Origin of the sequence: Sphaerisporangium sp. B11E5 (genome assembly GCF_039871875.1) — a bacterium.
In the GTDB taxonomy this organism is placed as follows: Bacteria; Actinomycetota; Actinomycetes; order Streptosporangiales; family Streptosporangiaceae; genus Sphaerisporangium.
On sequence record NZ_JBDPMD010000007.1, the window covers coordinates 1 to 12,998 of the forward strand.

Annotated in this window: 10 protein-coding genes; 2 read left to right on the forward strand and 8 right to left on the reverse strand. The window is 71.2% G+C overall.

All coding sequences use genetic code 11. The annotated features are described in order from the left end of the window. Positions 1-1,295 (forward strand): FAD-dependent oxidoreductase (locus tag ABGB17_RS09190; RefSeq protein ID WP_347627417.1); only part of this gene is annotated, 1,295 nt, incomplete at its 5' end. Between the two features lie 18 nt (positions 1,296-1,313). On the opposite strand, the gene ABGB17_RS09195 is transcribed toward ABGB17_RS09190, so the two are convergent. From ABGB17_RS09195 to ABGB17_RS09210, 4 genes are all read right to left on the reverse strand, one after another. Further along, positions 1,314-2,027: an alpha/beta hydrolase gene (locus tag ABGB17_RS09195; protein ID WP_347627419.1), complete on the reverse strand. Its 714-nt coding sequence runs from the start codon at positions 2,025-2,027 to the stop codon at positions 1,314-1,316. A gap of 206 nt (positions 2,028-2,233) precedes the next feature. After that, positions 2,234-2,899: a hypothetical protein gene (locus tag ABGB17_RS09200; RefSeq protein ID WP_347627421.1), complete on the reverse strand. Its 666-nt coding sequence runs from the start codon at positions 2,897-2,899 to the stop codon at positions 2,234-2,236. 394 nt (positions 2,900-3,293) lie between these two features. Then, complete coding sequence (locus ABGB17_RS09205; RefSeq protein WP_347627423.1) at positions 3,294-4,787, reverse strand: winged helix-turn-helix domain-containing protein; 1,494 nt, start codon at positions 4,785-4,787, stop codon at positions 3,294-3,296. Between the two features lie 129 nt (positions 4,788-4,916). Next, complete coding sequence (locus ABGB17_RS09210; protein ID WP_347627425.1) at positions 4,917-5,966, reverse strand: LacI family DNA-binding transcriptional regulator; 1,050 nt, start codon at positions 5,964-5,966, stop codon at positions 4,917-4,919. Positions 5,967-6,137: 171 nt separating this feature from the next. Between ABGB17_RS09210 and ABGB17_RS09215 the strand changes: the two genes are divergently transcribed. Then, positions 6,138-8,426: a glycoside hydrolase family 9 protein gene (locus tag ABGB17_RS09215; RefSeq protein ID WP_347627427.1), complete on the forward strand. Its 2,289-nt coding sequence runs from the start codon at positions 6,138-6,140 to the stop codon at positions 8,424-8,426. Between the two features lie 170 nt (positions 8,427-8,596). Here ABGB17_RS09215 and ABGB17_RS09220 read toward each other — a convergent pair whose 3' ends face one another. From ABGB17_RS09220 to ABGB17_RS09235, 4 genes are all read right to left on the reverse strand, one after another. Next, entirely contained in the window at positions 8,597-10,702 is a 2,106-nt protein-coding gene (locus ABGB17_RS09220; RefSeq protein ID WP_347627429.1) for an iron ABC transporter permease, read from the reverse strand. A gap of 7 nt (positions 10,703-10,709) precedes the next feature. Then, positions 10,710-11,687, reverse strand: a complete 978-nt coding sequence (locus ABGB17_RS09225; RefSeq protein WP_347627431.1) for an iron-siderophore ABC transporter substrate-binding protein — start codon at positions 11,685-11,687, stop codon at positions 10,710-10,712. 44 nt (positions 11,688-11,731) lie between these two features. Further along, positions 11,732-12,583, reverse strand: a complete 852-nt coding sequence (locus tag ABGB17_RS09230; protein ID WP_347627433.1) for an ABC transporter ATP-binding protein — start codon at positions 12,581-12,583, stop codon at positions 11,732-11,734. 68 nt (positions 12,584-12,651) lie between these two features. Next, positions 12,652-12,882 carry an SIP domain-containing protein gene (locus ABGB17_RS09235; RefSeq protein ID WP_347627435.1) on the reverse strand — a complete coding sequence of 77 codons (231 nt, stop codon included), beginning with the start codon at positions 12,880-12,882 and terminating at the stop codon, positions 12,652-12,654. Between the last annotated feature and the right edge of the window lie 116 nt (positions 12,883-12,998).

Here is a 12,998-nt window from a genome sequence, read left to right on the forward strand (position 1 = left end):
AGGCCCTCGCCGAGCAGGACGACATAGCCGAGGTGCTGCTCGCGGCGTTCCGTGAACGGCGCGATGTTATCCGCTCGGCCGCCGGCGGCACCCTGGAGATCGTCGGTCAGCCCGACACCGCGGAGACCCTGGAGCTCCGCACCTACGTGACGCAGATGCTCCTGCCGCATTCCTGGCACGACGCGACCTCATCCCCCGGGCGATCCCTCATGGCGGCGGCCGGGCTCACAACGGACGACCTTCCGGCGGCGATCTTCCATCGTTCGGTGCTGCGGCGCGCGACGCCCGGAACGCTCGCGGAGGTCCTCGGCCTCACCTACCGGGCCGACGGACGTCCGGTCGACCTCGTCGTGGTGGGCGCCGGCCCAGCGGGTCTGGCCGCCGCCGTGTACGGGGCGTCCGAGGGCCTCGTCACCGTGCTGCTGGACCGAAGCGGGCTCGGCGGGCAGGCCGCCAGGAGTGCCCGCATCGAGAACTACCTGGGCTTCCCCGATGGGGTCAGCGGCGCGAACCTGACCCGCCTCGCGATGCTCCAGGCGCTCAAGTTCGGCGTACGGATCCACGCGCCCTGTGCGGTGGCCGGCCTCGATCTCTCCGACGGCCGACGGCCGGCCGTCCTGCTGGAGGACGGCGCGCGCATCCAGTGCCGCGCGGTGATCGCCGCTACCGGGGCGCGTTACCGGCGTCTCGACATCCCACGATGGGACACCTTCGAGAAAGCCGGCTGCATCAGGTACGCGGCGACCGAACTGGACGTCAGGGAGTACGGGAACCGGCCGGTGACGGTCGTCGGGGGCGCCAACTCGGCCGGGCAGGCGGCCCTGTCCCTGGCCGCCCGCGGCGCGACGGTCGATTTGATCATCCGCGGTCACGACCTCAGAGCCCGGATGTCGTCCTACCTGGCCGACCGTATCCGCGCGCATTCCCGGATCCGGGTCCTCACCCGCAGCACGGTCCGCGAACTGGCCGGTGGCGACACCCTCACGTCGATCGCCGTCGAGGAGGCAGGCGGACGTCAGGACCGGCTGGCCTGCCAGGCATTGTTCTGCTTCGTCGGCGCCGACCCGGTGTCGGGCTGGCTGACCGGTGTGGGCAAGGCCGACGACGGTTTCATCCTCACGGACAGCCGGCTGCCCGCTGGATCGTTCGGTGCCCCCCTGCCGTTCCAGACGAGCGCACCCCGGGTCTTCGCCGTCGGCGACCTCCGCTCGGGCTCGACGAAACGAGTGGCCACCGCTGTCGGCGATGGCGCGGGGGCGGTCTCGTCCGTCCACGCGGCACTCGCCGGTGACTGATGCGTACGCACGCGGCTTTCACGCGTTCTCGCTCGCCGCCTTTTCGATGAGCGCCACGGCCGGGCCCGGATGTGAGACGTACACCAGGTGCGAGGCGCCCTCGACCACCTGGGTGCTCGCGCCGGAGCGCTGGGCCATGAACTCCTGCGCCGCCGGCGGGATGATCCGGTCGGCGCCGCTGATCAGGTTGTAGCTCGGGATCGTGTGCCAGGCCTGCGGGCCGGCGGCGGGCTCGCCGAGGGCGGCGCCGGTGGCCGGGCGCTGGGTGATGGCGAAGAGCGCGGCTTCCTCGGCGGGCACATCCCCCGCGAAATGGGGATGGAACACCCGCGGGTCGATGTAGAGGTCGACCTGCCCGCCCGGCAGCGGCACGGGTTTGAGGGACTCTCCCACGGTGCTGCCCGGGAACTTCTCGACCAGCCCCTGGACGCTCTCGCCCGTCTCCGGCACGAACGCCGCCAGGTAGACCAGCGCCTTCACCTCGGGGTTCCCGGTGGCGGCGGTGGAGATGACGGCGCCGCCGTACGAGTGGCCGACCAGCACGATCGGTCCCTCGACGCTGTCCAGCAGCGCCTTGACCTGCTCCGCGTCGGAGGAGAGCCCCCGAAGCGGGTTCGGCGCGGCGACCACTGGATAACCGTCGGCGACAAGCTGCTTGACGATCCCGGTGAATCCACTGCTGTCCGCGAAGGCTCCGTGCACCAGCACGATCGTCGGTCTCTTGTGTGCCATTTCTCCACCTCTCACGACGTGACAGCGGAAAACTACGGCGGCGCACTGAACAGGAAATGGACGTGACGAGCGCCGTTCCGCTGGGGGATTCCCAGATCGTTCCGTCCGCGTCAAGTCGGCTCTGCCAACCTGCCCTCGGAGGACGGGCAAGTCAGGGGGCGTGGATGGCCGGGCACGAGGAAGCCGACGTCGCGTCGGCCGCGGTACTACTGGCCGTGATCCGCGCACAGGCCCAGAACGTCGTCGTCACCGCTGCGGGGAAGCTCGGCGAGCAAGGCGTCGGCGCGCGCCGCGAAAAGGTGGGCTCCGCGCTCCCGCGAAAGGGTGAGCGCTCGATGGGCGGCGCGCACGGCGGACCGGACGTCGCCACCGGCTCGGAGTGCCTTCGCGCGGATGAGAAGGACCAAGCCCTCCGCGTACCGTTCGCCGCACGTGTCGATGAACGTCTCGGCCCTGTCCAATGCGGTCGTGGCGGCGGAGACGTCGTCGGCGCGGAGCCGGACCTCGGCAAGAAGCGCGTACCAGGTGGCGAGGTTCGATCGAGGTGGGTCGACCAGTGTGGTCTCGATGATGCGCTCCATCTCCATGGCCGACGTGACCGGGTCACCGCCGGACATGGCCTTCGCCCAGTGCCTCGCGAGCCGCGGATAGCTGCCGGAGAACGTGAAGGTGAAGTCCGGATCGGCGTTGATCGCCGTCTCCGCCGCCTGCAGCACCCACGCGTGGTCACCCGCGGCGGCTGCCGCGGTGACGGCGAACGAGCCCCAGATGCTGATGGCATAGGGGTCGGCGCCGGCGTCGAACTCCACCACGTCGAAAAGCTGGCGCGCGGCGACCAGGTCGCCGTGCAGCGCGGTGTTCAGCGCCAGCATGACCGGCGTCATCATCTGCAGCCGGTGCCGCAGCGGCTCGGCGTCTCGCTCGGCACGGATGAGCGAATCGGACCGGCTCAGGTTCCGATAGGCCTCACCGATGTCGCCTGAACTCCACTGGTGGACTCCCCACGCGTGATGGCCGGAAGCCTGGACGACAGGGTCCGAGGAGCGCTGGCCATGGTGCAGCAGCCGGCGCGCGAGGCGCCCGGCGGCGTCGAGCTGGATGCCCTGGGCGTGAGCCAGGAACCGGGAGAAGAGAAAGCCGGTCGCCTCCCGTTCCCGGCCGAGCGACCGCGCGACCTCCTCGGCGCGGTCCAGATGGTCCAGGGTGGCTCCGACGAAGCCGGCATGGATACCCGCGACGGCGGTCAGCTCGGTGAGCGCGGTCAGCTCAAGGCCGAGGAGTCCGGCGCCGCGTGCGATCCGTGTCGAGGTGCTTCTCCGCGGTCTCGTAGGCGGATCGTCTGGCCGCGATGCGGGCCGCGGCGATGAGTGCTTGCGCCGTCTGCTCCGGCTCGGCGAGGGGGCCCGCCGAGCACAGGTGGTGGGCGAGTGCCTCACCATGACGCTCGGCCGGTTCCTGGGTCTGCGCGAGCGCGGCCGCGATGTGCAGATGGAAGTGGCTCGCGTCTGATCGGGACGTCGAGCGGGCCACTGACTCGCGGACGAGATCGTGGACGAACCGCCAGTCACCCGGGGAACCGGAGGTCACCTCGACCAGGCCGAGCGCTTCGAGAGCCTCCAGGCGAGTGAGGCACTGCGACGCGTCGAGGCCGGATGCGCTCGCCAACAGGCGGGCGTCGATGTCGCGGCCCATCAGGGCGGCGATTTCGATGAGGCGACGGTCCCCGTCGTCGAGCTTGCTCGTGCGGTCGCGGACGATGTCGCGCACCGTGGACGGGACGGCGGCTTGGGCTGCCGCCTGGTCGGACAGGTGGTCCTCTTCGGCCAGGAATCTCGCGAGCTCACGCACGAACAGGGGGTTGCCTTCGGTGCGGGCCTGGATGCTCCGTGCGACGCCGGGACTCGGGGACTGTCCGGTCTCTCGGTGGACCAACTCGGCCACATCAGACGGGCCGAGGGGACCAAGCGCGATGCGCCGGTGGCGGTCCTGGCGCGCGACCGCCGCCAACATGCGCTGTACGTGTTGGTTGGGCGTCGGCGCATGGCCGCGTAGGGTGCCCATCAATACGCTCCTGTCCGGGAGCGACTCGGCCAGGCGCGCGAACAGCTGAAGCGAGCCTGGTCCGCCCAGTGAAGGTCGTCCACGACCGCTGCAGCACCCCGCACGCGATGCCGAAGTCCTGGCGCGGCCGGATGCCGGAGCGCAGTTCCGTCTGTACAGCAACGTCGTCGCACTGGTCAGCGCAGCCGCCGCGCGCCGGCCCTTGGTCGTATCGGCTCCCTCCTCGAACCGGTGAGCGTCCAGTGCGGCGCGGGCGAGGCCGAGGAGCCGCCGGAACTCAGCCAGGTCGAGTGCCACGCGGCTGTCATCGAACTGGTAGCCGCTGCTGCGGCGGCGGAGGTAGGAGCCGGCCGCCCGCGCGGGCAGGTCCGGTTCGAGCAGCCGTCGCAACGCCCCGACATATTTCTGCACGAGGTTCAACGCCGACGTCGGCATGTTGTCGTCCCAGACGAGGTCGATGAGCTCGGAAGAGCTGACCGGTCGACCCGCACGCATCAGCAACAGGGCCAGCAGGTAGGTCTGCTGCCGCGGTCCGGTGTCGACCTCGACGCCGTCACGCCACACCCGTAAGGGACCGAGGACCTGGACGGTCAGCGAAGCCGCGCCGTCTCCCGGACGGGCCACGGGGACGGCGGCGGCGGGTACGACGCCCGCCGGTTCGGTTCCGACGCTTCGTCGGGAGGGGGAGGCGTCGGCCATCGAGCTCTTCCTCGGACTGGGAGGTGTCGAGGAAAGGCTACGCGCCGGCTTCGGCCACTCGACTCCGGCGTGGCGAGCCGTCGGTGCCGCCGGACGCCTCGACGACGCGGGACATGCCGTCGGACGGTCTCAGGAGCGGCCCTCGCGTGGCGCGGCCGTGCTCGCGCGCACGACCAGCGCGGTCGCCAGTTCCGTCCGGTGGTCGGTGGGTGCGGCGCCCGCGGCGGCGGCCATGACCATCTCGGCGGCGACGGCGCCCATTCTGGCCAGCGGCTGCCGCACGGTGGTCATCGGAGGGTCCGCCCACTGGGCCAGAGGCAGGTCGTCGAAACCGACGACGCTGAGGTCGTCGGGGACGCGGAGCCCGCGCCGGTGCGCCGCCTGATAGACGCCCAGCGCCTGGAGATCGTTGGCGGCGAACACGGCGGTGGGCGGGTCCGGCAGAGCGAGCAACGCCTCGGCCTGCGTCCGGCCGCCCTCGACGTAGAGCGGCGCCGTGCGCAGGAGCTCCGGATCGGCCGGGACGCCCGCCGCGTCCAGGGCCGCGCGGTGGCCGTCCATGCGGGCTCGGCAGCACATCAAGGTGTCCGGCCCGTTGACCATGGCGATCCTGCGGTGCCCGAGCTCCAGCAGGTGGCGCGTGGCCGTCAGGCCACCGTTCCAGTTCGTGGCCCCCACCGAGGGCACCCGGTGGTCGGGCTCACCGCGCGGGTCAAGGGCGATCAGCGGGATGGACCTGCTGGCGAGCCGTACCCGCTGGCGCTCGCTGAGGTCGGCGGAAACGGCGATCACGCCTGCCGGGCGCCGGGCGAGCACCTGGTCGATCCAGCCGCTGTGCGGGGAACGCCGTCCCCGCATGTCGATGAGCGCCACGACCATCCCGCGGGCCTGGACCACCTCGTCGATGCCGCGGATGATCTCCAGCGCCCACAGGCTGTCCAGGGACTGGAAGAGGACCTCCACCACCACGCCGGCCCCCGCGGGCTCCGGCCTGCGCCAGCCGTGCTCCCTGACGAGGTCCTCGATACGGCGCCGCGTATCCGTCGAGACCCCGGGGTGACCGTTGATCACCTTGGACACTGTGGGGGGAGACACACCCGCCAGCCTCGCGATGTGCGCGAGCGTCACCGCCTGCCGGGCGGACGGTCCCGGTAAAGGATTCTCGGGGGTACGGGTCACGCGAAGATTCTACGGACCGGTCAGAAACGTTCGTGAAAATTGCAGAATCTTTCTCTGACTTATCGCTTTTGAAGTGCGGAAATACCTTTCGGATCGTATCGGTGCTGGTTCTTTCGTGGTTCCAGGTTCACGATGGCGAGCCATGAAACGGCACCGGAGAAAGGATTCGCCGTGCAGAGATCACACCGGTCGGTACTGCCACGAGCCGCGTTGGCGGTGCTCCTCGGGGCGGTGTCGTTCGTCATGGTCACCGGGACGGGAATGGCGCGGGCCGCACGCCCGCCGCTCGGTCAGAACATCAAGGTCAACCAGGTCGCCTACGCACCTACCGGCGCCAAACAGGCCACCGTGGTCAGCAGCTCCGGCTCCCCTCTCACATGGAACCTCCTGAACGGTGCCGACCAGGTGGTGGCGAGCGGGACCACGACCGTCTTCGGCGCCGACTCACCGTCGGGGGACAACGCCCACAAGATCGATTTCTCCTCCTACGCCGGGTCGGGAAACAACTATGTGCTGACGGTGAACGGCGAGTCCAGCCACCCGTTCGACATCGGCACCGACTCCTGGCGCAGGCTGCCGTACGACGCGCTGGCGTTCTTCTACCACCAGCGCAGCGGCATCGCGATCGAAGCGCAGTACGCGGGCGGCAGTCAGTACGCGCGGGCGGCGGGCCACCTGAACGTCTCCCCCAACCAGGGTGACAACAACGTGCCCTGCCGCAGTAGCTGCGGCTACTCGCTCGACGTGCGCGGCGGCTGGTACGACGCGGGCGACCACGGCAAATACGTGATCAATGGCGGCATGTCGGCCTGGCAGCTCGTCAACATCTACGAGCGGGCCAGGAACATCCCGGGTGCCGACACCTCCGCCTTCGGCGACGGCACCATGTCGATCCCGGAGCGTGGCAACGGCGTGCCCGACATCCTCGACGAGGCCCGCTGGGAACTGGATTTCATGCTGAAGATGCAGGTCCCCGACGGGCGGCCGCTGGCCGGCATGGCCCATCACAAGATGCACGACCAGAACTGGACCGGGCTGCCGCTGTTGCCGTCCCAGGACCCGCAGGCCCGGGTGCTGTCGGCGCCCAGCACCGCCGCGACACTGAACCTCGCCGCCGCGGCCGCGCAGTGCGCGCGGGTGTGGACCGGCATCGACTCGGCTTTCGCCTCGCGCTGCCTGACGGCGGCGGAGAAGGCGTACGCCGCGGCCAAGGCCAACCCGTCGCGGTTCGCCCCCACCTCCGACGACGTCGGCGGCGGTTCCTATGCCGACAGCAAGGTGACCGACGAGTTCTACTGGGCCGCGGCCGAGCTGTACGCCACCACCGGGAAGCAGACCTACCGCACCGACCTGACCTCGTCCTCGCTGTACTACGGCAGGAGCTTCACCACCGAGGGCGCGCAGTGGGGCGAGGTCGGCACCTTGGGCGACATCACGTTGGCGCTGGTCCCGAACGGCCTGACGTCCTCCATCGGGCAGCAACTGCGCACCGCGTTCGTCTCCAACGCCGACGGCTTGCTGAACGTGATGCGCGGGCAGGCGTACCCGGTGCCGTTCCAGCCGCCGGGTGGCGGATACATCTGGGGCTCCAACAACCTGATCCTCAACAACGCCGTCCTGCTCGCGCTCGCCTACGACTTCACTCAGGCCGAGCGGTTCCGCACCGGTGTGTTCGAGACGATGGCGTACGAGCTCGGCCGCAACCCTCTCGGCTACTCCTATGTGACCCAGTACGGTGACAAGCCTTCGCGCAACGTCCACCACCGGTTCTGGGCCAACCAACTGAACTCCTCCCTGCCCATCGCACCTCCCGGCGCGCTGGCCGGCGGCCCCAACAGCGGCCTGCAGGACCCCGTGGCCCAGCAGCGGCTCAGCGGATGCCGTCCCCAGAAGTGCTACCTGGACGACATCGACGCCTGGTCGGTCAACGAGGTGGCCGTCAACTGGAACGCGGTGCTGGCGTGGGTGACCGCCTGGACGAGAGAGAAGGCAGGCGGCACCGGCCCCACACCCACGCCCACTCCTACTCCGACGCCCACCCCCACCCCCACTCCGACGCCGACACCTACTCCGACGCCCACCCCCACCCCCACACCGACACCGACACCGACACCGACACCGACACCAACACCAACACCAACACCAACGGCCGGTAAGTCGTGTTCCGCGACCTACAGCGTCACCAACCAGTGGCCGACCGGGTTCGGGGCCGGTGTCACGGTGCGGAACACCGGCACCACGGCCATCACCGGCTGGACCGTCACCTGGACGTTCCCGTCCGGTCAGAGGATCAGTGAGCTCTGGAGCGGCTCCCACAGCTCCTCCGGCGCCGACGTGACCGTCACCAACGTGTCCTGGAACGGAGCGCTCGCTCCGAACGCCACGACATCGTTCGGCTTCAACGCCTCCTGGTCGGGAACCAACGCCGTTCCCTCCCCGGTGACCTGCACGCCGGCCTGAGCCGGCCGGCCCCCATGCCACGGCCTCACGGTGGCGCGCCCCTGTGAGGCCGTGGGTGCCGGGCGCCTGACGCTGATCCGGCCGGCGCCCGCGGCCGCAGCGCTTGACGAACGGACCACGTCACCGCGAGGACCGACGCGTCTCGCGCAGGTGGAGGACGCCGGCATTCCTCAGGTCAGGTGCCGGCGGTTTCGGTGGAGGAGCCAGACGAAGTACGGGGCTCCGACGAGGGCTGTCATCAGGCCGGCGGGGAGCTGGCCCGGGGCGATCACGGTGCGGCCGAGGGTGTCGGCGGCGCACACCAGGATGCCGCCGAGCAGTGCTGTCACCGGGAGGGCCCGGGCGTGTCTGCGGCCGGTGAGGGCGCGGGCGGCGTGCGGGGCGACCAGGCCGACGAACGCGATCACGCCGACTCCGGCCACGGCCGCGCCGGTCAGCAGCACCGCGCAGGTCAGGAGCAGCAGGCGGGTCCGGGTGACGTCGACGCCGAGGACCCTCGGGGTCTCGTCGTCCAGGGACAGCAGGTCCAGTTCGCCGCGTGCGCGGATGAGGAAGGGGGTCACGATCAGGACGGCCAGGGCCATGGGTACCAGGTGCTCGAAGGATCGCCCGTAGGTCGAGCCGCCGAGCCAGGTGAGGGCCTTGGCCTGGTTCCAGGGGTCGGACAGGGTGATCAGCAGGGTGATCAGTGCCTGCGTGCCCGCTTGGACGCCGAAGCCGATCAGCACGAGACGTTCGCCGGCGAAGCCGCCCCGTGCGGCCATCGCGAACACCAGGGCGGTCGCCAGCGCCGCGCCGGCGCCGGCGGAGCCGGCCTGTGTCCAGAACCCCACCCCGGGGACCAGGGTGATCATGGTGACGGCACCCAGGCCGGCGCCCCCCGTGACGCCGATGATGCCGGGCTCGGCCAGGGGGTTGCGTGCCACCGCCTGGATCACCGTGCCGGCCAGCGCCAGCGACGCGCCCGCCAGGAACGCGGCCACGACGCGGGGTGCGCGGTTGTCCATGACGTTGGTGACGATCGGGCCCGCCTGGCCGGTCAGCCAGTTGAGCACGTCGCCCATCAGCAGCTTGGTGTCGCCGAGCAGCACCGAGCCGGCCAGCGTGCCTGTCGCGGCGACCACCAGCACACCGAGGATCAGGCGGTGACGGCTCGCGCGCGCACCGCCGCGGGTTCCCGCCGCCGGAGGCTCGGGCATCGCCGCCGTGGCTCGGATGCCGCGTGCCAGGACCATCAGGAAGGCCGCGCCGAGGATGGTCGTCACCACACCCGTCGGCACCTCCAGCGCACCCTGCGAGCCGATCAGCGCGCGCAGCAGTACGTCCGCGCCCAGCAGCAGTGCGACGCCTGCGGCGGCGGACACCGGGATGAGCGCCGCGTGCCGGTGCAGCCCGGGGACCGCACCGGCCAGCAGCCGGACCAGCGCCGGCGCGGCCAGCCCGACGAAGCCGATCGGGCCCGCGAGCGTCACCGCCGACGCCGCCAGCAGCACGGCGAGAGTGATCGCGGCGAAGCGGACGCGCGTCACGTGCACACCGAGCCGCTGCGCGTGGTCGTCGCCCAGATACATGAGGTCGAGCCGGCGCGCCATGGTGAGCAGCAGCACCAGCGCACCGGTCACGACCGGCGCGAGCGTCTGGACGCCGCCGAGCCCGTTCTGCCCGAGCGAACCCGCGCCCCACGCGAACAGGCCGCGGGTCTCATGCGCGAACAGCAGGAGCACCATGTGGGTCAGTGCGATCGTCGCCAGCGCGATCGCGGTGCCGGCGAGCACCAGGCGCACCACTCCGGTGCCTCCGGCGCCCGACAGCGCGAGCACCAGCGCCGCCGCGCCGAGCCCGCCGGCGAACGCGACACCCGCCGCGCCGAGCAGCGGCAGCGAGAGCCCGGACGCGGCGACCGCGACGATCGCGAAGTGCGCGCCGGCGTTGACGGCGAGGGTGTCCGGCGAGGCCACGATGTTGCGGGTCACCGACTGCAGCACCGCCCCCGCGACGCCGAGGGCGACGCCGACGACCATCGCGGCGAGCAGCCGGGGGAGTCGTGAGGCGATGACGACGGCCGCGGTGCCGCCGTCCGCGCCGCCGGACACCAGCCGCAGCACGTCCAGCGCGTCCAGGCTGGAGGTGCCCTGGGTGAGGTGGACCGCCGAGCCCAGCGCGATGAGCACGCCGAGGCCGGTGACCAGCAGCGTGAGCCTCCCGGCCCGCCGGGCCGGGGCCGCGGGCGGGGCAGGGCGCCGCGCGACCGCCGGTGTTTCTGTGGCCGTTTCCACTGTCGGTTTACTGCTTCAGCGCGTCGATCGCGGCGTCGACGTACTGCGCCATGGACTTCGGGCCGCCGAACGGCCACAGCGAGTCAGGGAGGCGGTGCACCTTGCCGCTCTTCACGAACGGCAGGTTCTTCCAGATGGCGTTGCCGGCCAGTTCCTTGGTGTAGGGGTCGCCGAACGCGTCGTTGGCCATGTACCAGAACCGCACGTCGGGCAGCTTCGTCAGGCCCTCGACGTCCGCCTGCGCGAGCCCGTACACCGGGTCGCCCGCCATCGGCCAGGCGTTCTGGAGACCGATGCGCCCCAGCACGTCCGACACCAGCGACCCCTTCGCGAACGGCCGGATGCTGACGGAACCGGAGTCCACGTAGGCGTCGGAGAACGCGACCTGTTCCCCCGCCGCGCCGAGCTTCTCCACCTCGGCCCTGCCCTGGGCGATCTTCGCGTCGAAGCCGGACTTCAGCTGTGCCGCCTTGTCCTCGGTGCCGGTCGCCTTGGCGATCATGTCCAGGCTGGTGAACATCGACGCGATGGCGTCCTTGGCGTCGCCCCCCTTGATGACGATCACCGGGATGCGCGACTCGACCTGCTGGAGCGCCCCCTCGACGAGGCTGTCGGTGACGATGACGAGGTCGAGGTCCAGTGACCCGAGGGTGTCGATGCTGGGCTCGCCTCGTGTGCCGATGTCCTTGGGTGTGCCGTCGAGCGGCGCCGCGCTCGTCCACTGCCCGTAGCCCTTGATGTCGGACACCGCGGTCGGCATGACGCCGAGCGACACCAGGAACTCGGCCCCGTTCCACTCGGTGGCGGCGACACGCTTCGCCGGGCCGTCCAGCTTCACCGTCTTGCCGCGCGAGTCGACGACCGTGATCGGGTCGCCCCCGGCGGTGGCCGCCTGACCGCCGCCGGGCTCCTCTGTGGTGCCGCAGCCGGCCAGTACCAGTGCGGCGGCCACGGACAGGCCGATGAACATGGGGGTGGTGCGCATGGTTCTCCTACGTGCTTACTTACTGTGGTGACCGGCGATGCCGGTCAGGCTGAGGGGCGCGGAACGGCGCCGTTGAAGCGGCCCACCGCGCGGGTGCGGACGCGGCCGCCGGCCGGGTCGGCGGCCACCTCGACCCGGATGCCGTACGCGCGGGTGAGGTTCGCGGTGGTCAGCACGTCGGCGGGTGTGCCCTCGGCGGTGACCCGGCCTTCCTCCAGCAGGTACATGTGGTCGGCGACGGCGGCGGCCTGGTCGAGGTCGTGCAGGACCACGCCGACCCCGACGCCGTGCTGGTCGGCGAGGTCCCGGACCAGGTCGAGGATCTCGACCTGGTACCGCAGGTCGAGGTAGGTCGTCGGTTCGTCCAGGAGCAGCAGGGCGGTGTCCTGGGCCAGGCAGCTCGCCAGCCACGCCCGCTGGGCCTGGCCGCCGGACAGCGCCTGCACCGGCCGGTCGGCGATGGCGGTGAGGCCGGTGAGCTCCATCGCCCGTTCGACCGCCGCCGGTCCCTCGGAGTCGTGGCCGCCCCACCGTGAGCGGTGCGGGTGCCGGCCGAACTCGACCAGTTCGCGCACCGACAGGCCGCCGGGGGTCGTCCTGTGCTGGGACAGCAAGGTGATACGGCGTGCGAGGTCCTTGCCCGACAGCGCACGCAGGTCGGCGCCGTCGGCGAACGTGACCTCCCCCGCGACCGGCGGGTGCAGCCGGGCCAGTGCCCGCAGCAACGTGGACTTCCCGCTGCCGTTGGGCCCGATCAGGGCCGTGACGGTGCCGGCGCCGAGACGGATCGACGCGGCACGCACGACGACGTCCCGCCCGTAGGCGACGTCGATCTCCCGCGCGGACACACCGGAGGCGGGGGGCGGGGTGGAGGACATGGCTTGCCTGACTTTCACACTGAGGAGCTTTCGAGGAACACCCGGGCGGGGGCGGTTGCGGGGGAGACGCGGGGAAAGGCAGGAGCTCAGCCCGTTTGGCCCGACTTCCAGGAGCCGCCGAAGTGGTGGGCCGCGGCGTTCCCGCCACCGTCGTCCACCAGGTGCCGCCGTGTGCCGCGGACCAGGTCCCTCTCACCCGCCACCCAGGCGTACGGCGCGCGGGAGGACGCGTACCGGTGCGCAGGCGACGGCTCCCCCTGGCCGGGACGGGGAAGGAGGATCTTGGTGCGCTGGTCGATGATCCCTCCCCCGGTCAACTTAGGTAAAGCTAACCTAACCGCAAGAGGGGTCGGTGCGGCAAGTCCGTGAGGCGAAGGTCACGTCGGCGTCCCGCTCGCGTCGTTCACGAGGGTGTCGCCGGCTGGGGGAGGAC